The sequence below is a fragment of the Modestobacter sp. KNN46-3 genome (assembly GCF_011039295.1).
The window spans coordinates 1-21,480 of sequence record NZ_JAAKGN010000074.1; the positions used below are offsets into that span (position 1 = coordinate 1).

Genomic DNA, 21,480 nt, shown 5'->3' on the forward strand with positions numbered 1-21,480 from the left:
TGGCCCGCCGGCTGCTCAGCCGCGACGAGGTGCCCAACTGCAAGCTGGCCACCCTCGCGCCCTACTTCTCCACCTCCACCCAGCCCTGTCACCGCGCGCTGGACGACGCCCGCGCGACCGTCGACGTCCTGCACGGGCTCTTCGAGCGCCTCGGGCCGCTGGGCATCACCTCACTGGAGGAGCTGACCGGGCTGACCCGCCAGGTCGACCCGCAGCGCCGCCGCAAGCGCCACCTCGCCGAGCACGTCCCCTCCGGCCCCGGGGTGTACGTCTTCCGCGGCCCTCGCGACGAACCGCTCTACGTCGGCACGTCGGGCGATCTCCGCAGCCGGGTGCGCAGCTACTTCTCCGCCGGCGAGCAGCGCAGCCGGATGACCGAGATGATCACCCTCGCCGAGCGGATCGAGGCGCTGCCGTGCGCGCACGACCTCGAGGCCGCCGTCCGGGAGCTCCGGCTGATCGCCGAGCACAAGCCCCGGTACAACCGGCGGTCCCGGTTCCCCGAGCGCGCGCTGTGGGTCCGGCTGACCGACGAGCCGTTCCCCCGGCTGTCGGTGGTGCGCCGGGTGCGCCCAGGGGCCGGCGCGTTCCTCGGCCCCTTCCCCGACCGGCGCGCAGCCGACGCCGCCGTCGCCGCCGTGCACGAGTCCCTGCCGCTGCGGCAGTGCACCTCCCGCCTGTCGCTGACCGTGCTGGGCAGCGCCTGCGCCCTGGCCGGGATGGGCCGGTGCGGGGCGCCCTGCACCGGCGACCAGAGCCGCGAGGAGTACGCCTCGATCGCAGCGGTGTTCCGGGCGGCTGTCGAGTCCGACCCCCGCGACCTGGTCGCACCGCTGCTGCACCGGGTCGAGCGGCTGGCCGAGGAGGGCCGGTACGAGGAGGCGGCCGTGCTGCGCGACCGGGTGGCCGTGCTGGTCCGGGCGGTCCGGCGCCGGCAGCGCCTGGAGTCGCTGGCCACCGTGCCCGAACTGGTCCTCGCCCGGCCCGACGGCGCCGGGGGCTGGCAGCTGGCGGTGGTCCGTCGTGGCCGGCTGGTCGCGGCCGGCGTCGCCGAACGGGGGCGGTCCGTCCGTGGCCACCTGACCGACCTGCGCACCACCGCCGAGACCCCGACCGGCCCGGAGGACGAGCTGGCCGCCTCCGTCGACGAGACGGAGCTGGTGCTGCGCTGGATGGAGAAGCCCGGCACCCGCCTGGTCGACCTGACCGGCACGCTGGCCAGCCGCACCCCAGGCACGGGCGACTACAGCGGCTTCCTCGCCCAGGTGGAGGCCGGCCGCGCCGAGCGGGACCCCTTCGCCGACACCCGGTCGCTCAGCACCCGCAGCCAGCCGGACCGGGTCGCCCCGGGTGCCCCACCAGCCGGTGGGCGCACCGCCGGACGGCGCGGCCGGGTCGCGACCGGGCTAGCATCCCGGACGTGATCACCGCCATCGTGATGATCGATGCCGCCACCGACTCGATCGGCGAGGTGGCCGAGGCGGTCGCCGCGCTGCCCGGGGTCAGCGAGGTCTACTCCGTCGCCGGCGACGTCGACCTGGTCGCGCTCGTCCGGGTGCACGAGTTCGACGAGATCGCCGAGGTCATCGCCGGTCGGATCAACAAGGTGCCCGGCGTCGTCGACACCGCCACGCACATCGCCTTCCGTGCCCACTCCCGGCACGACCTGGAGGCCGCGTTCTCGATCGGCTTCGAGTCGCCGGACCAGTAGCTCGACCCGGACGTCGGGTGGCCGGCGTAGCCGGCTCAGCCCGCGCCTGCGGGGCCTGAGGGCGACCGGGTCCTCACCCGCGGGCGGCGCGGCTGACCCGTACCCAGTCGGCCAGCTTCGCGGCCGCCCTGCCGTCGTCGACGGCGGCCGCTGCGCGCTCCAGCCCGGCGCCCAGCGCGTCGTGCAGCCGGACCCCGCGCGGGTCGAACGCGGCGAGGGCCCCGGCCGCGTTGAGCAGCACCGCGTCCCGGACCGGCCCCGGCTCACCGGCCACCAGCCGGCGCACCACCTCGGCGTTGACCTCGGGGCCGCCCCCGCGCAGGGCCCCCGGCCCGGACACCGGGATGCCCAGCGCCGTGGGGTCCAGCCGCTCGGCCACCACCTCACCGTCGCGCACCACCCACACCGCCGAGGTCGTGCTGGTGGTGAGCTCGTCGAGACCGTCGTCCCCACGGAAGACCAGCGCACGGGTGCCCCGATCGGCCAGCACCTGGGCCAGCACCGGGGCCATCCGGGTGTCCGCGCAGCCGATCGCGGCCGCCACCGGGCGGGCCGGGTTCGTCAGCGGGCCCAGGAAGTTGAACACCGTGCCGATCCCCAGCTCCCGTCGGGGAGCCGCCGCGTGCCGCATCCCGGGGTGGAAGACAGGGGCGAAGAAGAAGCCGATCCCCGCCTCCCGCACGCAGTGCGCCACCGCCGGGGCAGGCAGGTCGATGACCACCCCGAGCGCCTCGAGGACGTCGGCGGTGCCCGAGGCCGACGACGCCGCCCGGTTGCCGTGCTTGGCCACCGGGACGCCGGCCGCCGCGGTGACGATCGCGGCCATGGTGGAGATGTTCACCGTCTGCGCGCCATCGCCCCCGGTGCCGACGATGTCGACGCAGTCCACCGGGAGCTGCACCGGGGTCGCCTGTTCCAGCATCGTGGCGGCGAGCCCGGCCACCTCCTCCGGGGACTCACCCTTGGCCCGCAGGGCCACGACGAACCCGGCGACCTGGGCCGGGGTCGCCTCCCCGGTCATCACCTGGCGCATCGCCCAGCGGGTGTCCTCGGCCGCGAGGTGCTCACCCCTGGTGAGTCGGGTGAGCAGGCCGGGCCAGGTCGGGCTGGCTGACGTCATCAGGTCAGCGACGGACGGCCGGGCGCTGTGCTGCCCGGTCGCGGAGCAGCCCGGCGACGACCTCGGGTGCGGTCAGCGGGTCGACCGGGTAGGCCAACGTCGCGTCGGCCATCGACCAGTGCGCCAGCCAGCGGTCCGCCTGCCGGGCGATGAGCACCACCAGCTGCGGACAGTCGGCGATCTCGTGCTTCAGCTGGCGGCTGATCCCCATGCCCCCGGTCGGCTGCGCCTCACCGTCCAGCACGCAGAGGTCGACACCACCCCGGTCGACGGCGGCCACGACCTCGTCAGCGGTCGCACACTCCAGGTACGTGACCGGCCCCACATCGGGCGCCGGAGCGTTGCCCACCGCCGTCCGGACGGCGGTGCGGACCTCGGCCCGCTGGCTGAAGACCAGCACGGTGGCCGGTGCGGCGTCAGGGCTCACCCGCCCGAGCCTAGTGCCCCCGGGACGACGGGTGGGGAGGCGACGTGCCGGGCCCGTCACAGGTGGCCTGACCGAGCGCGCCACGCCCATGCACCCCGCGTCGTGGGGCGACTGTCCCGATGCCATGATGAACCCGTGACAACGGCCCCCGTGGCGAGCAGCACCTTCGACACCTCGCGGGTGCACTCCCTGACCCGACCGAACATGGTCAGCGTCGGCACGATCGTCTGGCTCGCCAGTGAGCTGATGTTCTTCGCCGGCCTGTTCGCCATGTACTTCACCGCCCGCGCCCGTGCAGAGGACGGCTGGCCGCCGGAGCCGACCGAGCTCAACGTGCCGTATGCGTTGTTCTTCACACTGATCCTGGTCGCCTCGTCGGTGACCTGTCAGTTCGGCGTCTTCGCCGCGGAGATCGGCAACGTGTACGGCCTGCGGCGCTGGTTCACCATCACCTTCGTGATGGGCCTGGTCTTCGTGCTGGGCCAGATGTTCGAGTACCGCACCCTCGTGGTCGACCACGGCACGACCATCGCGTCGTCGGCCTACGGGTCGGTCTTCTACCTGACCACGGGCTTCCACGCCCTGCACGTGATCGGCGGCCTCGTCGCCTTCGTCTTCGTGCTCATACGGTCCACCATGGGTCGTTTCACACCTGCCCAGGCGACGTCCGCGATCGTGGTGTCCTACTACTGGCACTTCGTCGACGTCGTGTGGGTGGGCCTCTTTATCACGATCTACCTGATCAAGTAGGGAAACCGGGTGTCAACCACGAAGGCCTCGTCCGAAGCCCCTCTCGAGGGCGGCCGTCGCGGGCTGCTGCGTCGCCGGCCGGTCGCTGGCACGCCGGCCGCCGCCGCCCGTGACCGGCGCCGCTCCAAGCAGCGCCGCCGCCTGGCCAACGTGGCCGGGCTGATGGCCGCCCTGGTCCTGACCGGGGTGGGCTATTCCGCCCTCGCGCCCGTGGCCAGTGCTGCCGACGACCCGACGGGCAACCCGTCGAACGCCGTCGAGGCCGGCCGCGAGCTCTACACCCGCAGCTGCATCACCTGCCACGGCTCCAACCTGCAGGGCGTCGAGGACCGCGGTCCGTCCCTCATCGGGGTAGGAGAGGCCTCGGTCTACTTCCAGGTCTCCACCGGCCGGATGCCGCTGGTCCGCCAGGAGGCCCAGGCCCCTGAGCACCCGGTGCTCTTCACGGAGGAGGAGATCGACCAGCTGATGGCCTACGTGCAGGCCAATGGCGGCGGTCCCACGGTCCCTTCCGGTGACCTGCGCGACGGCGAGCTGGCCGAGGGTGGCGAGCTGTTCCGCCTCAACTGCGCCTCCTGCCACAACTTCGTCGGCCAGGGTGGTGCGCTCTCCTCGGGGAAGCGTGCCCCGTCACTGGACGGCCTCACCGACGCGCAGATCTACACGGCGATGCTGACCGGCCCAGAGAACATGCCGGTTTTCGGGGACAACCAGCTCACGCCTGAGGAGAAGCATTCGATCATCAACTACGTGCAGACGATCCAGGACCAGGCCGACCCGGGTGGTGCCCCGGTCGGCCGCGCCGGCCCGGTCGCCGAGGGCCTGGTGATCTGGGTCGCCGGCGTCGGCGCCCTGCTGTTCGGGATCTTCTGGATGGGGACGAAGGCGTGAGCACGACGGACAAGAACCCCGGCTCGGCCGGCGGGAGCGGCGTCGCCGGCCCCAGCCACGGCGGGCCGGACGACGACTACACGCCGGCCCAGCTCGCGGCGATGGACCGCACGGAGCTGGACCGGCTGGGTGCCCGCTACGACGGCGTCGAGGTGCTGCACGTCGAGCCCGGCCCCATCCCGGGTTCGGCGCTGGAGAAGCAGGCCACCCGGCAGGTCACGATGTGGTTCGCCCTCGCCGGCGTCTTCGCGGTCGCCTTCCTGGTCGTGTACGCCGGGTCCGGCTGGTTCCTCCCCGGCTGGGAGTGGGAGGTGGGAGCCAACGCCTGGAGCGCGCTGTTCACCCCGGTCCTCGGCCTGGCGATGGGCCTGTCGCTGCTGTGCATCGGCATCGGCCTGGTGCAGTACGTCAAGAAGCTCCTCCCGCACGAGACCGCGGTCCAGGACAAGCACGACGGCTCGCACTTCGACCGGGTCACCACCGGGGCGACCCTGATGAGCGGTCTGGACAAGTCCGGGCTCCCCCGCCGCAAACTGCTCCTGGGCACGATCGGTGGGATGGGGGTCGCATTCGGCGCCATGCTGATCGCCCCGCTCGGTGGCCTGATCAAGAACCCGAACGCCGGCAATCCGCTCGGGACCACGTCGTGGGCCGAGGGGGTCCGCCTCCTGCGCGACGACGGCACACCGATCCGCCCGGGTGACCAGCAGCCCGGTTCGCTGGAGACGGTCTTCCCGGCCGTGGAGGGTGGCAACCGGCAGTCCGATGCGGCGACCATGCTCATCCGGCTCCGGCCCGAGCAGCAGCTGAACGAGGAGCCGCGGGAGGGTCAGGCCGACTTCTCCTACGGCGACTACGTCGCCTACTCGAAGATCTGCACGCACGCCGGGTGTCCGGTGTCCCTGTACGAGCAGGAGACAGGGCGGATCCTGTGCCCCTGTCACCAGTCCATCTTCCAGGTGGACCAGGGCGCGAAGCCGGTGTTCGGCCCGGCCACCCGCGCGCTCCCTCAGCTGCCCATCACGGTCGACGACGAGGGCTACTTCGTGGCACGGAGCGACTACATTGAGGCAGTCGGCCCCACCTACTGGAACCGGGAACGGATCTGATGGCCACCACCACGGCGGCGCCTGGGGCGCCGACTACCAAGATCGGCCAAGCAGCACTCGAGGTCGACGACCGGCTGATCGTCGCCGGCCCGCTGCGCCGCACCCTGAACAAGGTCTTCCCCGACCACTGGTCCTTCCTGCTCGGGGAGATCGCGCTCTACTGCTTCGTCATCCTGCTGCTGTCAGGCACCTACCTGACGTTCTTCTTCGACGCCACCATGCAGGAGGTCGTCTACGAGGGGAGCTACGCACCGCTGCGCGGCGTGGAGATGTCGGCAGCCTACGAGTCGACGCTCGGGATCTCGTTCGACGTCCGCGGCGGGTTGCTGATCCGGCAGATCCACCACTGGGCCGCCTTGTTGTTCGTGGCCGCGATCGTGATCCACCTGCTGCGCATCTTCTTCACCGGTGCCTTCCGCCGCCCGCGCGAGAGCAACTGGCTGATCGGTGTCGTCCTCCTGGTCCTCGCCCTCCTCATGGGCGTGACCGGCTACACGCTCCCGGACGACCTGCTCTCCGGGACCGGGCTGCGGATCATCAGCGCGATCATCCTGTCCATCCCGGTCATCGGGACCTGGGCACACTGGGCCGTGTTCAACGGTGACTACGTCGGCATGGACATCATCGGCCGGTTCTACATCGCGCACGTGCTGATCATCCCGGCCATCCTGCTCGCCCTGATCGCTGCGCACCTGCTGATCCTGGTCAAGCAGAAGCACACCCAGTTCCCCGGTGCCGGCCGTACGGAGCACAACGTCGTCGGCAACCGGCTCTTCCCCACCTTCGCGGGGAAGGCGACCGCACTGCTCTTCATCGTGTTCGGCATCATCGCCGCCCTCGGCGGGATGGTCCAGATCAACCCGGTCTGGCTGTGGGGCCCGTACAACCCCGCGCAGGTTTCCGCTGGCTCCCAGCCGGACTGGTACATCGGGTTCCTCGACGGTGCCGCACGGGTGTTCCCCGCCTGGGACCTCAACCTGCCCGGCGACTACACGATCCCGGCACTGTTCTGGCCAACCGTGGTCGGGGCCGGCCTGATGTTCACCGTGCTCGCGCTCTACCCGATGATCGAGCGCAAGCTCACCGGGGACACTGCCTCGCACCACCTGCTGCAGCGTCCTCGGGACGTGCCGGTCCGCACCTCCGTCGGCGCAATGGCCCTCACGTTCTACGTGGTGCTGTGGATCTCCGGCGGGAACGACCTCATCGCTGCGAAGTTCGACCTCAGCTTGAACGCGATGATCTGGTTCGGCCGGATCGGCTGCCTGGTGCTGCCGCCCCTCGCCTACTGGATCACCTACCGGCTGTGTCTGGGCCTCCAGCGGCACGACCGCGAGGTCCTCGAGCACGGCATCGAGACCGGAGTCATCCGGAGACTGCCCAGCGGGGAGTTCATCGAGGTGCACCAGCCCCTCGGTCCCGTGGACGATCACGGTCACGGCCAGCTCGCCTACGGCGGGGCCTCGGTGCCCAAGAAGATGAACCAGGTCGGCGGCGCTCGCCGCGCGATCAAGGGCTTCTTCACGCCCGTCGAGGAGCCTGCTGACGTCCAGCGACAGGCTGAGCTGGAAGCCCGTGGGCTGGAGGCGGAGGAGTCCGACCGCCGGGTCATCAGCTCGGGACGTCCTTCCGAGGGGGGCCGCCCCTCCGAAGGCGGTCGGCCGCAGGCTCCGCGCGACTGACGCAAGGCACCAACAGCAGCAGGGCCCCGACGGACACCTCCGTCGGGGCCCTGCTGCATCTCCGCCGGGCTCGATCCGCCCAGCCGCTGGTCGTCCCGGCCCGGTCGTCCTCCGCATCGGCGTGCATCGGTCCTACCCTCCGGCGGTGGACCTCCGGCCGGTGCGTGACGCGTACTCGACCATGTCAGGTCAGTACATCGACCTGTTCGACCGCGGCTGGCACGAGCACGAGGACGACACCGCCCTCGTGCGGCGGCACCTGACCGGGCTCCCCGGACCAGTGCTCGACCTCGGTTGCGGGCCCGGTCACTGGACCGCCCTCCTGCACTCCGCGGGCGCCCAGGTGACGGGCGTCGACATGGTCCCCGAGTTCATCACGCACGCTCAGGCGACCCATCCCGGCCCGGAGTTCCAGCTCGGCTCGATGACCGAACTGGACGTCCCCGAGCACTCCGTGGCAGGCATCCTCTCCTGGTACTCGACCATCCACCTGCCGCCGCCGGAACTCGACCGTGTGCTCGCGGTGTTCCGCCAGCTCCTCGTCTCCTCCGGCGTTCTCGTCGTCGGCTTCTTCGACAGCCACGACGACGTGACGCGGTTCGACCACAAGGTCGTTACCGCCTACCGCTGGCCCGTCGACACCTTTTCTCAGCACCTGACGAACGCGGGCTTCACGGAGGCGGAGCGACTGCAGCGCCAGTCCCCGGAACGGCCAGGTCGGAGCTACGCCGCCATCGCCGCACGAGCGTCCTGAGGCTCCCACCCACCCCGATCATCGAACCAAGAAGGCGTCAGCGGCCGCGTCCACTGCTCAGCGGGGCACATGCCGAGCGGGGCCCCTTCCCGACTGGGAAGGGGCCCCGCTGAGTGGTGGTCTGCAGGTGTCGATCAGCTGTGCGCGTTCTGCCCGACGTAGTACTCGAAGAGCAGGCCACCGATGGTCACGATCAGCGCGACGGCGCCGATGAGCACCAGCCACGGGTACCAGAAGGCCAGCGCCAGGCCCATGATCCCGGCCGAGAACGCCAGCCCGAACGGCCAGTAGCTCGCCGGGCTGAAGAAGCCCAGCTCGCCGGCCCCGTCGGCGATCTCGGCGTCCTTGCGGTCCTCGGGCCGGGCGTCGATGCGGCGGCTCACGAACCAGAAGAAGCCACCGATCAGGGCGGTGAGACCGCCAGACAGGGCCAGGGCCGTCGTGCCGATCGGCTCCCGGGACCAGACGCCGTAGACGACAGCGGTCACGAGGCAGAAGACCGTGATCAAGTTGAAGATGAGCGCTTCGACCTTCACGGCCGCTCCTCCAGGTGGTACGAGGTGTTCGGGTCAGTCATCGGAGGCCACCGTCTGCTGCTCGCGCTCGAGCAGGAACGGCTCCGTCGAGGTGGCCGCCCCCGGCTGGCCGATCGACTCCAGGGCGTCGAAGGTCGACAGACCGTCCTCCCGCGCCTCGAGGTAAGACTCGTAGTCATCGGAGCTGACCGAACGGAGCTCGAAGTTCATGAACGCGTGGTAGGTGCCGCACAGCTCCGCGCAGCGCCCGACGTAGGCGCCCTCTTCGCGGACGGTGACCTCGAAGACGTTGTCCCGCCCGTTCTCGTTGCCCGGGATGATGTCGAGCTTGAAGAGGAACTCCGGCACCCAGAAGGAGTGGATGACGTCCGCGGAGGCCAGCTCGAACCGGATCGTCTGGTCGGTCGGGACCACCAGGATCGGGATCTCCGTGCTGGAGCCCACGGTCGACACCGGCTCGCCGCCCTCGGTCTCCGTCTCGGGGTAGACGAACTGCCAGTTCCACTTGAAGGCGTTGACCGCCACCGTGACGTCGGGATCATCACTGACGTCACGGACCTCGTTCTGGGTGTTCACGGTGAAGAAGAAGAGCACCGCGATGATCAGGAACGGGATGATCGTGTAGACGACCTCGAGCGGGAGGTTGTAGGCGGTCTGCCGGGGCAGCTCGTCCCCGCGCTTGCGGTACCGGATCGCCGCGTAGGCGATGAGGATCCACACCGCGATGCCGACCACCAGGGCGGCGATCGTCGAACCGATCCACAGGTCGTGCATCCGCTCGGCCTGGTCGGTGATGCCCTCGGGCCATCCCCAACTGAGCCAACTGCCCGTCACGTCGCACCCGCTGAGCGTCAGCGCTCCCAGGAGACCGAGCCCGGCGACCTTCGCCAGCTTGCTGCGTCGAGCCACTGCCCGCTGCCTCCTCATCCCCCGCGTGGCGGCGCCACGCGGTCTCACCGGCGGGTGCTCCTCGGTTGCCCGACAGGCTCTGCCCACCCCGACCACAGTCTCGCCGAGACTAGCCGACCCCGCCCGTCGTCCCGGGGGCGGGAGCACCGCCCCGGCGGGTCGCCCCGGGCCCGCTGGTCGGACACGGCCGGCGGCGTCCCCCGGCGGGACGGCGAGCCCGCTGCCGGCCGGCAGCGCGGGCGCTGACGTGCTCCGGGCCACGCCGTGGGCGACGGCCCGCGGTCGACCCGGGCGGTTACAGTCGCGGGCGTGTACCGACGCCTGCTCAGCCCCGGGTGGCTCCTCATGCACCTGGTGGTCGTGGCGCTCTTCGTGATGACGTTCTTCCTCGGCTACTGGCAGTTGACCAAGGCCGAGGCCGGGGGCGGCGCCGTCAACTGGAGCTATGCGCTGCAGTGGCCGCTCTACGGGTTCATGGGCCTGGGCTTCTACCTCAAGATGGCCAAGGACGAGCTGGCCCGGGATCCCGCGGACGACGAGCCCGGCGCCTCCCTGGTGCTGTACCAGCGCCCGCGGATCGACACGACCGGTGACCCGGAGCTGGCTGCCTACAACGCCTACCTCGCCGAGCTCAACGAGAAGGCGCTCAGAGCGCGGAGCCACAGTGACCGCTGACCGCACCGCGACGTCGTCGCGGCTGCCGCGCGGTCTCGCCCGCCGGGTCGGGCAGGACGTGCCGGCCGCCCTGACCCGCTACCGGGTGATGGCCTGGGTCGTCGGCGTCCTGCTGATCGCCCTGATCCTGGTCGCCGTGCCGTTGAAGTACACCGCCGGTGTCGAGGGCCCGGTCGAGGTCATCGGCACCGCGCACGGCTGGCTCTACGCGATCTTCTTCGTGACCGCCTGCGACCTCGCGCTCCGCGCCCGGTGGTCGGTCAAGGGCTCGGTGCTCGTGCTCCTGGCCGGCACGTCCTGCCCGACCCGGCGGGCGAGACCGCGCGGCAGCCGCGACGACGTCGCGGTGCGGTCAGCGGTCACTGTGGCTCCGCGCTCTGAGCGCCTTCTCGTTGAGCTCGGCGAGGTAGGCGTTGTAGGCAGCCAGCTCCGGGTCACCGGTCGTGTCGATCCGCGGGCGCTGGTACAGCACCAGGGAGGCGCCGGGCTCGTCGTCCGCGGGATCCCGGGCCAGCTCGTCCTTGGCCATCTTGAGGTAGAAGCCCAGGCCCATGAACCCGTAGAGCGGCCACTGCAGCGCATAGCTCCAGTTGACGGCGCCGCCCCCGGCCTCGGCCTTGGTCAACTGCCAGTAGCCGAGGAAGAACGTCATCACGAAGAGCGCCACGACCACCAGGTGCATGAGGAGCCACCCGGGGCTGAGCAGGCGTCGGTACACGCCCGCGACTGTAACCGCCCGGGTCGACCGCGGGCCGTCGCCCACGGCGTGGCCCGGAGCACGTCAGCGCCCGCGCTGCCGGCCGGCAGCGGGCTCGCCGTCCCGCCGGGGGACGCCGCCGGCCGTGTCCGACCAGCGGGCCCGGGGCGACCCGCCGGGGCGGTGCTCCCGCCCCCGGGACGACGGGCGGGGTCGGCTAGTCTCGGCGAGACTGTGGTCGGGGTGGGCAGAGCCTGTCGGGCAACCGAGGAGCACCCGCCGGTGAGACCGCGTGGCGCCGCCACGCGGGGGATGAGGAGGCAGCGGGCAGTGGCTCGACGCAGCAAGCTGGCGAAGGTCGCCGGGCTCGGTCTCCTGGGAGCGCTGACGCTCAGCGGGTGCGACGTGACGGGCAGTTGGCTCAGTTGGGGATGGCCCGAGGGCATCACCGACCAGGCCGAGCGGATGCACGACCTGTGGATCGGTTCGACGATCGCCGCCCTGGTGGTCGGCATCGCGGTGTGGATCCTCATCGCCTACGCGGCGATCCGGTACCGCAAGCGCGGGGACGAGCTGCCCCGGCAGACCGCCTACAACCTCCCGCTCGAGGTCGTCTACACGATCATCCCGTTCCTGATCATCGCGGTGCTCTTCTTCTTCACCGTGAACACCCAGAACGAGGTCCGTGACGTCAGTGATGATCCCGACGTCACGGTGGCGGTCAACGCCTTCAAGTGGAACTGGCAGTTCGTCTACCCCGAGACGGAGACCGAGGGCGGCGAGCCGGTGTCGACCGTGGGCTCCAGCACGGAGATCCCGATCCTGGTGGTCCCGACCGACCAGACGATCCGGTTCGAGCTGGCCTCCGCGGACGTCATCCACTCCTTCTGGGTGCCGGAGTTCCTCTTCAAGCTCGACATCATCCCGGGCAACGAGAACGGGCGGGACAACGTCTTCGAGGTCACCGTCCGCGAAGAGGGCGCCTACGTCGGGCGCTGCGCGGAGCTGTGCGGCACCTACCACGCGTTCATGAACTTCGAGCTCCGTTCGGTCAGCTCCGATGACTACGAGTCTTACCTCGAGGCGCGGGAGGACGGTCTGTCGACCTTCGACGCCCTGGAGTCGATCGGCCAGCCGGGGGCGGCCACCTCGACGGAGCCGTTCCTGCTCGAGCGCGAGCAGCAGACGGTGGCCTCCGATGACTGACCCGAACACCTCGTACCACCTGGAGGAGCGGCCGTGAAGGTCGAAGCGCTCATCTTCAACTTGATCACGGTCTTCTGCCTCGTGACCGCTGTCGTCTACGGCGTCTGGTCCCGGGAGCCGATCGGCACGACGGCCCTGGCCCTGTCTGGCGGTCTCACCGCCCTGATCGGTGGCTTCTTCTGGTTCGTGAGCCGCCGCATCGACGCCCGGCCCGAGGACCGCAAGGACGCCGAGATCGCCGACGGGGCCGGCGAGCTGGGCTTCTTCAGCCCGGCGAGCTACTGGCCGTTCGGGCTGGCGTTCTCGGCCGGGATCATGGGCCTGGCGCTGGCCTTCTGGTACCCGTGGCTGGTGCTCATCGGCGCCGTCGCGCTGATCGTGACCATCGGTGGCCTGCTCTTCGAGTACTACGTCGGGCAGAACGCGCACAGCTGATCGACACCTGCAGACCACCACTCAGCGGGGCCCCTTCCCAGTCGGGAAGGGGCCCCGCTCGGCATGTGCCCCGCTGAGCAGTGGACGCGGCCGCTGACGCCTTCTTGGTTCGATGATCGGGGTGGGTGGGAGCCTCAGGACGCTCGTGCGGCGATGGCGGCGTAGCTCCGACCTGGCCGTTCCGGGGACTGGCGCTGCAGTCGCTCCGCCTCCGTGAAGCCCGCGTTCGTCAGGTGCTGAGAAAAGGTGTCGACGGGCCAGCGGTAGGCGGTAACGACCTTGTGGTCGAACCGCGTCACGTCGTCGTGGCTGTCGAAGAAGCCGACGACGAGAACGCCGGAGGAGACGAGGAGCTGGCGGAACACCGCGAGCACACGGTCGAGTTCCGGCGGCGGCAGGTGGATGGTCGAGTACCAGGAGAGGATGCCTGCCACGGAGTGCTCGGGGACGTCCAGTTCGGTCATCGAGCCGAGCTGGAACTCCGGGCCGGGATGGGTCGCCTGAGCGTGCGTGATGAACTCGGGGACCATGTCGACGCCCGTCACCTGGGCGCCCGCGGAGTGCAGGAGGGCGGTCCAGTGACCGGGCCCGCAACCGAGGTCGAGCACTGGTCCGGGGAGCCCGGTCAGGTGCCGCCGCACGAGGGCGGTGTCGTCCTCGTGCTCGTGCCAGCCGCGGTCGAACAGGTCGATGTACTGACCTGACATGGTCGAGTACGCGTCACGCACCGGCCGGAGGTCCACCGCCGGAGGGTAGGACCGATGCACGCCGATGCGGAGGACGACCGGGCCGGGACGACCAGCGGCTGGGCGGATCGAGCCCGGCGGAGATGCAGCAGGGCCCCGACGGAGGTGTCCGTCGGGGCCCTGCTGCTGTTGGTGCCTTGCGTCAGTCGCGCGGAGCCTGCGGCCGACCGCCTTCGGAGGGGCGGCCCCCCTCGGAAGGACGTCCCGAGCTGATGACCCGGCGGTCGGACTCCTCCGCCTCCAGCCCACGGGCTTCCAGCTCAGCCTGTCGCTGGACGTCAGCAGGCTCCTCGACGGGCGTGAAGAAGCCCTTGATCGCGCGGCGAGCGCCGCCGACCTGGTTCATCTTCTTGGGCACCGAGGCCCCGCCGTAGGCGAGCTGGCCGTGACCGTGATCGTCCACGGGACCGAGGGGCTGGTGCACCTCGATGAACTCCCCGCTGGGCAGTCTCCGGATGACTCCGGTCTCGATGCCGTGCTCGAGGACCTCGCGGTCGTGCCGCTGGAGGCCCAGACACAGCCGGTAGGTGATCCAGTAGGCGAGGGGCGGCAGCACCAGGCAGCCGATCCGGCCGAACCAGATCATCGCGTTCAAGCTGAGGTCGAACTTCGCAGCGATGAGGTCGTTCCCGCCGGAGATCCACAGCACCACGTAGAACGTGAGGGCCATTGCGCCGACGGAGGTGCGGACCGGCACGTCCCGAGGACGCTGCAGCAGGTGGTGCGAGGCAGTGTCCCCGGTGAGCTTGCGCTCGATCATCGGGTAGAGCGCGAGCACGGTGAACATCAGGCCGGCCCCGACCACGGTTGGCCAGAACAGTGCCGGGATCGTGTAGTCGCCGGGCAGGTTGAGGTCCCAGGCGGGGAACACCCGTGCGGCACCGTCGAGGAACCCGATGTACCAGTCCGGCTGGGAGCCAGCGGAAACCTGCGCGGGGTTGTACGGGCCCCACAGCCAGACCGGGTTGATCTGGACCATCCCGCCGAGGGCGGCGATGATGCCGAACACGATGAAGAGCAGTGCGGTCGCCTTCCCCGCGAAGGTGGGGAAGAGCCGGTTGCCGACGACGTTGTGCTCCGTACGGCCGGCACCGGGGAACTGGGTGTGCTTCTGCTTGACCAGGATCAGCAGGTGCGCAGCGATCAGGGCGAGCAGGATGGCCGGGATGATCAGCACGTGCGCGATGTAGAACCGGCCGATGATGTCCATGCCGACGTAGTCACCGTTGAACACGGCCCAGTGTGCCCAGGTCCCGATGACCGGGATGGACAGGATGATCGCGCTGATGATCCGCAGCCCGGTCCCGGAGAGCAGGTCGTCCGGGAGCGTGTAGCCGGTCACGCCCATGAGGAGGGCGAGGACCAGGAGGACGACACCGATCAGCCAGTTGCTCTCGCGCGGGCGGCGGAAGGCACCGGTGAAGAAGATGCGCAGCAGGTGGATCACGATCGCGGCCACGAACAACAAGGCGGCCCAGTGGTGGATCTGCCGGATCAGCAACCCGCCGCGGACGTCGAACGAGATCCCGAGCGTCGACTCGTAGGCTGCCGACATCTCCACGCCGCGCAGCGGTGCGTAGCTCCCCTCGTAGACGACCTCCTGCATGGTGGCGTCGAAGAAGAACGTCAGGTAGGTGCCTGACAGCAGCAGGATGACGAAGCAGTAGAGCGCGATCTCCCCGAGCAGGAAGGACCAGTGGTCGGGGAAGACCTTGTTCAGGGTGCGGCGCAGCGGGCCGGCGACGATCAGCCGGTCGTCGACCTCGAGTGCTGCTTGGCCGATCTTGGTAGTCGGCGCCCCAGGCGCCGCCGTGGTGGTGGCCATCAGATCCGTTCCCGGTTCCAGTAGGTGGGGCCGACTGCCTCAATGTAGTCGCTCCGTGCCACGAAGTAGCCCTCGTCGTCGACCGTGATGGGCAGCTGAGGGAGCGCGCGGGTGGCCGGGCCGAACACCGGCTTCGCGCCCTGGTCCACCTGGAAGATGGACTGGTGACAGGGGCACAGGATCCGCCCTGTCTCCTGCTCGTACAGGGACACCGGACACCCGGCGTGCGTGCAGATCTTCGAGTAGGCGACGTAGTCGCCGTAGGAGAAGTCGGCCTGACCCTCCCGCGGCTCCTCGTTCAGCTGCTGCTCGGGCCGGAGCCGGATGAGCATGGTCGCCGCATCGGACTGCCGGTTGCCACCCTCCACGGCCGGGAAGACCGTCTCCAGCGAACCGGGCTGCTGGTCACCCGGGCGGATCGGTGTGCCGTCGTCGCGCAGGAGGCGGACCCCCTCGGCCCACGACGTGGTCCCGAGCGGATTGCCGGCGTTCGGGTTCTTGATCAGGCCACCGAGCGGGGCGATCAGCATGGCGCCGAATGCGACCCCCATCCCACCGATCGTGCCCAGGAGCAGTTTGCGGCGGGGGAGCCCGGACTTGTCCAGACCGCTCATCAGGGTCGCCCCGGTGGTGACCCGGTCGAAGTGCGAGCCGTCGTGCTTGTCCTGGACCGCGGTCTCGTGCGGGAGGAGCTTCTTGACGTACTGCACCAGGCCGATGCCGATGCACAGCAGCGACAGGCCCATCGCCAGGCCGAGGACCGGGGTGAACAGCGCGCTCCAGGCGTTGGCTCCCACCTCCCACTCCCAGCCGGGGAGGAACCAGCCGGACCCGGCGTACACGACCAGGAAGGCGACCGCGAAGACGCCGGCGAGGGCGAACCACATCGTGACCTGCCGGGTGGCCTGCTTCTCCAGCGCCGAACCCGGGATGGGGCCGGGCTCGACGTGCAGCACCTCGACGCCGTCGTAGCGGGCACCCAGCCGGTCCAGCTCCGTGCGGTCCATCGCCGCGAGCTGGGCCGGCGTGTAGTCGTCGTCCGGCCCGCCGTGGCTGGGGCCGGCGACGCCGCTCCCGCCGGCCGAGCCGGGGTTCTTGTCCGTCGTGCTCACGCCTTCGTCCCCATCCAGAAGATCCCGAACAGCAGGGCGCCGACGCCGGCGACCCAGATCACCAGGCCCTCGGCGACCGGGCCGGCGCGGCCGACCGGGGCACCACCCGGGTCGGCCTGGTCCTGGATCGTCTGCACGTAGTTGATGATCGAATGCTTCTCCTCAGGCGTGAGCTGGTTGTCCCCGAAAACCGGCATGTTCTCTGGGCCGGTCAGCATCGCCGTGTAGATCTGCGCGTCGGTGAGGCCGTCCAGTGACGGGGCACGCTTCCCCGAGGAGAGCGCACCACCCTGGCCGACGAAGTTGTGGCAGGAGGCGCAGTTGAGGCGGAACAGCTCGCCACCCTCGGCCAGCTCGCCGTCGCGCAGGTCACCGGAAGGGACCGTGGGACCGCCGCCATTGGCCTGCACGTAGGCCATCAGCTGGTCGATCTCCTCCTCCGTGAAGAGCACCGGGTGCTCAGGGGCCTGGGCCTCCTGGCGGACCAGCGGCATCCGGCCGGTGGAGACCTGGAAGTAGACCGAGGCCTCTCCTACCCCGATGAGGGACGGACCGCGGTCCTCGACGCCCTGCAGGTTGGAGCCGTGGCAGGTGATGCAGCTGCGGGTGTAGAGCTCGCGGCCGGCCTCGACGGCGTTCGACGGGTTGCCCGTCGGGTCGTCGGCAGCACTGGCCACGGGCGCGAGGGCGGAATAGCCCACCCCGGTCAGGACCAGGGCGGCCATCAGCCCGGCCACGTTGGCCAGGCGGCGGCGCTGCTTGGAGCGGCGCCGGTCACGGGCGGCGGCGGCCGGCGTGCCAGCGACCGGCCGGCGACGCAGCAGCCCGCGACGGCCGCCCTCGAGAGGGGCTTCGGACGAGGCCTTCGTGGTTGACACCCGGTTTCCCTACTTGATCAGGTAGATCGTGATAAAGAGGCCCACCCACACGACGTCGACGAAGTGCCAGTAGTAGGACACCACGATCGCGGACGTCGCCTGGGCAGGTGTGAAACGACCCATGGTGGACCGTATGAGCACGAAGACGAAGGCGACGAGGCCGCCGATCACGTGCAGGGCGTGGAAGCCCGTGGTCAGGTAGAAGACCGACCCGTAGGCCGACGACGCGATGGTCGTGCCGTGGTCGACCACGAGGGTGCGGTACTCGAACATCTGGCCCAGCACGAAGACCAGGCCCATCACGAAGGTGATGGTGAACCAGCGCCGCAGGCCGTACACGTTGCCGATCTCCGCGGCGAAGACGCCGAACTGACAGGTCACCGACGAGGCGACCAGGATCAGTGTGAAGAACAACGCATACGGCACGTTGAGCTCGGTCGGCTCCGGCGGCCAGCCGTCCTCTGCACGGGCGCGGGCGGTGAAGTACATGGCGAACAGGCCGGCGAAGAACATCAGCTCACTGGCGAGCCAGACGATCGTGCCGACGCTGACCATGTTCGGTCGGGTCAGGGAGTGCACCCGCGAGGTGTCGAAGGTGCTGCTCGCCACGGGGGCCGTTGTCACGGGTTCATCATGGCATCGGGACAGTCGCCCCACGACGCGGGGTGCATGGGCGTGGCGCGCTCGGTCAGGCCACCTGTGACGGGCCCGGCACGTCGCCTCCCCACCCGTCGTCCCGGGGGCACTAGGCTCGGGCGGGTGAGCCCTGACGCCGCACCGGCCACCGTGCTGGTCTTCAGCCAGCGGGCCGAGGTCCGCACCGCCGTCCGGACGGCGGTGGGCAACGCTCCGGCGCCCGATGTGGGGCCGGTCACGTACCTGGAGTGTGCGACCGCTGACGAGGTCGTGGCCGCCGTCGACCGGGGTGGTGTCGACCTCTGCGTGCTGGACGGTGAGGCGCAGCCGACCGGGGGCATGGGGATCAGCCGCCAGCTGAAGCACGAGATCGCCGACTGTCCGCAGCTGGTGGTGCTCATCGCCCGGCAGGCGGACCGCTGGCTGGCGCACTGGTCGATGGCCGACGCGACGTTGGCCTACCCGGTCGACCCGCTGACCGCACCCGAGGTCGTCGCCGGGCTGCTCCGCGACCGGGCAGCACAGCGCCCGGCCGTCCGTCGCTGACCTGATGACGTCAGCCAGCCCGACCTGGCCCGGCCTGCTCACCCGACTCACCAGGGGTGAGCACCTCGCGGCCGAGGACACCCGCTGGGCGATGCGCCAGGTGATGACCGGGGAGGCGACCCCGGCCCAGGTCGCCGGGTTCGTCGTGGCCCTGCGGGCCAAGGGTGAGTCCCCGGAGGAGGTGGCCGGGCTCGCCGCCACGATGCTGGAACAGGCGACCCCGGTGCAGCTCCCGGTGGACTGCGTCGACATCGTCGGCACCGGGGGCGATGGCGCGCAGACGGTGAACATCTCCACCATGGCCGCGATCGTCACCGCGGCGGCCGGCGTCCCGGTGGCCAAGCACGGCAACCGGGCGGCGTCGTCGGCCTCGGGCACCGCCGACGTCCTCGAGGCGCTCGGGGTGGTCATCGACCTGCCTGCCCCGGCGGTGGCGCACTGCGTGCGGGAGGCGGGGATCGGCTTCTTCTTCGCCCCTGTCTTCCACCCCGGGATGCGGCACGCGGCGGCTCCCCGACGGGAGCTGGGGATCGGCACGGTGTTCAACTTCCTGGGCCCGCTGACGAACCCGGCCCGCCCGGTGGCGGCCGCGATCGGCTGCGCGGACACCCGGATGGCCCCGGTGCTGGCCCAGGTGCTGGCCGATCGGGGCACCCGTGCGCTGGTCTTCCGTGGGGACGACGGTCTCGACGAGCTCACCACCAGCACGACCTCGGCGGTGTGGGTGGTGCGCGACGGTGAGGTGGTGGCCGAGCGGCTGGACCCCACGGCGCTGGGCATCCCGGTGTCCGGGCCGGGGGCCCTGCGCGGGGGCGGCCCCGAGGTCAACGCCGAGGTGGTGCGCCGGCTGGTGGCCGGTGAGCCGGGGCCGGTCCGGGACGCGGTGCTGCTCAACGCGGCCGGGGCCCTCGCCGCGTTCGACCCGCGCGGGGTCCGGCTGCACGACGCGCTGGGCGCCGGGCTGGAGCGCGCAGCGGCCGCCGTCGACGACGGCAGGGCGGCCGCGAAGCTGGCCGACTGGGTACGGGTCAGCCGCGCCGCCCGCGGGTGAGGACCCGGTCGCCCTCAGGCCCCGCAGGCGCGGGCTGAGCCGGCTACGCCGGCCACCCGACGTCCGGGTCGAGCTACTGGTCCGGCGACTCGAAGCCGATCGAGAACGCGGCCTCCAGGTCGTGCCGGGAGTGGGCACGGAAGGCGATGTGCGTGGCGGTGTCGACGACGCCGGGCACCTTGTTGATCCGACCGGCGATGACCTCGGCGATCTCGTCGAACTCGTGCACCCGGACGAGCGCGACCAGGTCGACGTCGCCGGCGACGGAGTAGACCTCGCTGACCCCGGGCAGCGCGGCGACCGCCTCGGCCACCTCGCCGATCGAGTCGGTGGCGGCATCGATCATCACGATGGCGGTGATCACGTCCGGGATGCTAGCCCGGTCGCGACCCGGCCGCGCCGTCCGGCGGTGCGCCCACCGGCTGGTGGGGCACCCGGGGCGACCCGGTCCGGCTGGCTGCGGGTGCTGAGCGACCGGGTGTCGGCGAAGGGGTCCCGCTCGGCGCGGCCGGCCTCCACCTGGGCGAGGAAGCCGCTGTAGTCGCCCGTGCCTGGGGTGCGGCTGGCCAGCGTGCCGGTCAGGTCGACCAGGCGGGTGCCGGGCTTCTCCATCCAGCGCAGCACCAGCTCCGTCTCGTCGACGGAGGCGGCCAGCTCGTCCTCCGGGCCGGTCGGGGTCTCGGCGGTGGTGCGCAGGTCGGTCAGGTGGCCACGGACGGACCGCCCCCGTTCGGCGACGCCGGCCGCGACCAGCCGGCCACGACGGACCACCGCCAGCTGCCAGCCCCCGGCGCCGTCGGGCCGGGCGAGGACCAGTTCGGGCACGGTGGCCAGCGACTCCAGGCGCTGCCGGCGCCGGACCGCCCGGACCAGCACGGCCACCCGGTCGCGCAGCACGGCCGCCTCCTCGTACCGGCCCTCCTCGGCCAGCCGCTCGACCCGGTGCAGCAGCGGTGCGACCAGGTCGCGGGGGTCGGACTCGACAGCCGCCCGGAACACCGCTGCGATCGAGGCGTACTCCTCGCGGCTCTGGTCGCCGGTGCAGGGCGCCCCGCACCGGCCCATCCCGGCCAGGGCGCAGGCGCTGCCCAGCACGGTCAGCGACAGGCGGGAGGTGCACTGCCGCAGCGGCAGGGACTCGTGCACGGCGGCGACGGCGGCGTCGGCTGCGCGCCGGTCGGGGAAGGGGCCGAGGAACGCGCCGGCCCCTGGGCGCACCCGGCGCACCACCGACAGCCGGGGGAACGGCTCGTCGGTCAGCCGGACCCACAGCGCGCGCTCGGGGAACCGGGACCGCCGGTTGTACCGGGGCTTGTGCTCGGCGATCAGCCGGAGCTCCCGGACGGCGGCCTCGAGGTCGTGCGCGCACGGCAGCGCCTCGATCCGCTCGGCGAGGGTGATCATCTCGGTCATCCGGCTGCGCTGCTCGCCGGCGGAGAAGTAGCTGCGCACCCGGCTGCGGAGATCGCCCGACGTGCCGACGTAGAGCGGTTCGTCGCGAGGGCCGCGGAAGACGTACACCCCGGGGCCGGAGGGGACGTGCTCGGCGAGGTGGCGCTTGCGGCGGCGCTGCGGGTCGACCTGGCGGGTCAGCCCGGTCAGCTCCTCCAGTGAGGTGATGCCCAGCGGCCCGAGGCGCTCGAAGAGCCCGTGCAGGACGTCGACGGTCGCGCGGGCGTCGTCCAGCGCGCGGTGACAGGGCTGGGTGGAGGTGGAGAAGTAGGGCGCGAGGGTGGCCAGCTTGCAGTTGGGCACCTCGTCGCGGCTGAGCAGCCGGCGGGCCA

The 21,480-nt window shown here is 71.1% G+C and carries 24 protein-coding genes and 1 pseudogene; 13 read left to right on the forward strand and 12 right to left on the reverse strand.

The window, feature by feature from the left end:
- Positions 1-1,424: DEDD exonuclease domain-containing protein (locus tag G5C62_RS15655; protein WP_164701708.1), on the forward strand; the 1,424-nt coding region annotated here is incomplete at its 5' end.
- Positions 1,421-1,711 carry an Lrp/AsnC family transcriptional regulator gene (locus G5C62_RS15660; protein ID WP_036334864.1) on the forward strand — a complete coding sequence of 97 codons (291 nt, stop codon included), beginning with the start codon at positions 1,421-1,423 and terminating at the stop codon, positions 1,709-1,711. The genes G5C62_RS15655 and G5C62_RS15660, both read left to right, overlap by 4 nt.
- A 73-nt stretch (positions 1,712-1,784) precedes the next feature.
- Here the strand turns inward: G5C62_RS15660 and trpD (G5C62_RS15665) are convergent, their stop codons facing one another.
- Together trpD (G5C62_RS15665) and G5C62_RS15670 are read right to left on the reverse strand one after the other, a co-directional pair.
- A complete protein-coding gene (trpD, locus tag G5C62_RS15665; RefSeq protein WP_164701709.1) occupies positions 1,785-2,831 on the reverse strand; it encodes an anthranilate phosphoribosyltransferase in 1,047 nt (348 codons plus the stop codon).
- Positions 2,832-2,835: 4 nt separating this feature from the next.
- On the reverse strand, positions 2,836-3,258 hold the full coding sequence (locus G5C62_RS15670; RefSeq protein ID WP_164701710.1) for a hypothetical protein: 423 nt from the start codon (positions 3,256-3,258) through the stop codon (positions 2,836-2,838).
- A 135-nt stretch (positions 3,259-3,393) separates the two neighbouring features.
- Here G5C62_RS15670 and G5C62_RS15675 point away from each other — a divergent pair, with 135 nt between their 5' ends.
- The 5 genes from G5C62_RS15675 (at position 3,394) to G5C62_RS15695 (ending at position 8,444) form a co-directional block, all read left to right on the forward strand.
- The gene (locus G5C62_RS15675; RefSeq protein WP_036334859.1) at positions 3,394-4,008 is read left to right on the forward strand and encodes a heme-copper oxidase subunit III; all 615 of its coding nucleotides are present in this window, start codon (positions 3,394-3,396) and stop codon (positions 4,006-4,008) included.
- Positions 4,009-4,017: 9 nt separating this feature from the next.
- Positions 4,018-4,899: a cytochrome c gene (locus G5C62_RS15680; RefSeq protein WP_206330675.1), complete on the forward strand. Its 882-nt coding sequence runs from the start codon at positions 4,018-4,020 to the stop codon at positions 4,897-4,899.
- Positions 4,896-6,008 (forward strand): ubiquinol-cytochrome c reductase iron-sulfur subunit, encoded by a 1,113-nt coding sequence (locus G5C62_RS15685; RefSeq protein WP_206330676.1) that lies wholly within the window; start codon positions 4,896-4,898, stop codon positions 6,006-6,008. Before G5C62_RS15680 ends, G5C62_RS15685 begins: the two co-directional genes overlap by 4 nt.
- Positions 6,008-7,690 carry a cytochrome bc complex cytochrome b subunit gene (locus G5C62_RS15690; RefSeq protein WP_164701711.1) on the forward strand — a complete coding sequence of 561 codons (1,683 nt, stop codon included), beginning with the start codon at positions 6,008-6,010 and terminating at the stop codon, positions 7,688-7,690. Before G5C62_RS15685 ends, G5C62_RS15690 begins: the two co-directional genes overlap by 1 nt.
- Positions 7,691-7,835: 145 nt before the next feature.
- Positions 7,836-8,444: a trans-aconitate 2-methyltransferase gene (locus tag G5C62_RS15695; RefSeq protein ID WP_241175933.1), complete on the forward strand. Its 609-nt coding sequence runs from the start codon at positions 7,836-7,838 to the stop codon at positions 8,442-8,444.
- A gap of 134 nt (positions 8,445-8,578) precedes the next feature.
- On the opposite strand, the gene G5C62_RS15700 is transcribed toward G5C62_RS15695, so the two are convergent.
- Together G5C62_RS15700 and coxB (G5C62_RS15705) are read right to left on the reverse strand one after the other, a co-directional pair.
- Positions 8,579-8,980 carry a cytochrome c oxidase subunit 4 gene (locus G5C62_RS15700; protein WP_164701712.1) on the reverse strand — a complete coding sequence of 134 codons (402 nt, stop codon included), beginning with the start codon at positions 8,978-8,980 and terminating at the stop codon, positions 8,579-8,581.
- A 33-nt stretch (positions 8,981-9,013) separates the two neighbouring features.
- A complete protein-coding gene (gene coxB / locus G5C62_RS15705; RefSeq protein WP_206330677.1) occupies positions 9,014-9,889 on the reverse strand; it encodes a cytochrome c oxidase subunit II in 876 nt (291 codons plus the stop codon).
- Positions 9,890-10,198: 309 nt separating this feature from the next.
- On the opposite strand from coxB (G5C62_RS15705), the gene G5C62_RS15710 reads away from it, so the two are divergent.
- On the forward strand, positions 10,199-10,564 hold the full coding sequence (locus G5C62_RS15710; RefSeq protein ID WP_164701713.1) for a metalloprotease: 366 nt from the start codon (positions 10,199-10,201) through the stop codon (positions 10,562-10,564).
- A 58-nt stretch (positions 10,565-10,622) separates the two neighbouring features.
- Positions 10,623-10,847 (forward strand): annotated as a pseudogene (locus tag G5C62_RS15715) (DUF3817 domain-containing protein); the annotation flags it as partial.
- Positions 10,848-10,916: 69 nt separating this feature from the next.
- On the opposite strand, the gene G5C62_RS15720 reads toward G5C62_RS15715, so the two are convergent.
- Complete coding sequence (locus G5C62_RS15720; protein WP_164701713.1) at positions 10,917-11,282, reverse strand: metalloprotease; 366 nt, start codon at positions 11,280-11,282, stop codon at positions 10,917-10,919.
- Positions 11,283-11,591: 309 nt separating this feature from the next.
- On the opposite strand from G5C62_RS15720, the gene coxB (G5C62_RS15725) reads away from it, so the two are divergent.
- The gene (gene coxB, locus G5C62_RS15725) at positions 11,592-12,467 is read left to right on the forward strand and encodes a cytochrome c oxidase subunit II (RefSeq protein WP_206330677.1); all 876 of its coding nucleotides are present in this window, start codon (positions 11,592-11,594) and stop codon (positions 12,465-12,467) included.
- A gap of 33 nt (positions 12,468-12,500) precedes the next feature.
- Positions 12,501-12,902 (forward strand): cytochrome c oxidase subunit 4, encoded by a 402-nt coding sequence (locus G5C62_RS15730; RefSeq protein WP_164701712.1) that lies wholly within the window; start codon positions 12,501-12,503, stop codon positions 12,900-12,902.
- Positions 12,903-13,036: 134 nt separating this feature from the next.
- Here G5C62_RS15730 and G5C62_RS15735 read toward each other — a convergent pair whose 3' ends face one another.
- The 5 genes from G5C62_RS15735 to G5C62_RS15755 all read right to left on the reverse strand — a co-directional run bounded on the left by G5C62_RS15735 (position 13,037) and on the right by G5C62_RS15755 (position 18,087).
- A complete protein-coding gene (locus G5C62_RS15735; protein ID WP_241175933.1) occupies positions 13,037-13,645 on the reverse strand; it encodes a trans-aconitate 2-methyltransferase in 609 nt (202 codons plus the stop codon).
- Positions 13,646-13,790: 145 nt separating this feature from the next.
- Positions 13,791-15,473 carry a cytochrome bc complex cytochrome b subunit gene (locus tag G5C62_RS15740; RefSeq protein ID WP_164701711.1) on the reverse strand — a complete coding sequence of 561 codons (1,683 nt, stop codon included), beginning with the start codon at positions 15,471-15,473 and terminating at the stop codon, positions 13,791-13,793.
- Positions 15,473-16,585, reverse strand: a complete 1,113-nt coding sequence (locus G5C62_RS15745; protein ID WP_206330676.1) for a ubiquinol-cytochrome c reductase iron-sulfur subunit — start codon at positions 16,583-16,585, stop codon at positions 15,473-15,475. Before G5C62_RS15745 ends, G5C62_RS15740 begins: the two co-directional genes overlap by 1 nt.
- Positions 16,582-17,463 (reverse strand): cytochrome c, encoded by an 882-nt coding sequence (locus tag G5C62_RS15750; RefSeq protein ID WP_206330675.1) that lies wholly within the window; start codon positions 17,461-17,463, stop codon positions 16,582-16,584. Before G5C62_RS15750 ends, G5C62_RS15745 begins: the two co-directional genes overlap by 4 nt.
- 9 nt (positions 17,464-17,472) lie before the next feature.
- A complete protein-coding gene (locus G5C62_RS15755; RefSeq protein WP_036334859.1) occupies positions 17,473-18,087 on the reverse strand; it encodes a heme-copper oxidase subunit III in 615 nt (204 codons plus the stop codon).
- 135 nt (positions 18,088-18,222) lie between these two features.
- On the opposite strand from G5C62_RS15755, the gene G5C62_RS15760 reads away from it, so the two are divergent.
- Both G5C62_RS15760 and trpD (G5C62_RS15765) read left to right on the forward strand, forming a co-directional pair.
- Positions 18,223-18,645 carry a hypothetical protein gene (locus G5C62_RS15760; protein ID WP_164701710.1) on the forward strand — a complete coding sequence of 141 codons (423 nt, stop codon included), beginning with the start codon at positions 18,223-18,225 and terminating at the stop codon, positions 18,643-18,645.
- A gap of 4 nt (positions 18,646-18,649) precedes the next feature.
- Entirely contained in the window at positions 18,650-19,696 is a 1,047-nt protein-coding gene (trpD, locus tag G5C62_RS15765) for an anthranilate phosphoribosyltransferase (RefSeq protein ID WP_164701709.1), read from the forward strand.
- 73 nt (positions 19,697-19,769) lie between these two features.
- Here trpD (G5C62_RS15765) and G5C62_RS15770 read toward each other — a convergent pair whose 3' ends face one another.
- Positions 19,770-20,060 (reverse strand): Lrp/AsnC family transcriptional regulator, encoded by a 291-nt coding sequence (locus G5C62_RS15770; RefSeq protein ID WP_036334864.1) that lies wholly within the window; start codon positions 20,058-20,060, stop codon positions 19,770-19,772.
- The coding region (locus G5C62_RS15775) for a DEDD exonuclease domain-containing protein (protein WP_164701708.1) at positions 20,057-21,480 on the reverse strand (1,424 nt) is incomplete at its 5' end. The genes G5C62_RS15770 and G5C62_RS15775, both read right to left, overlap by 4 nt.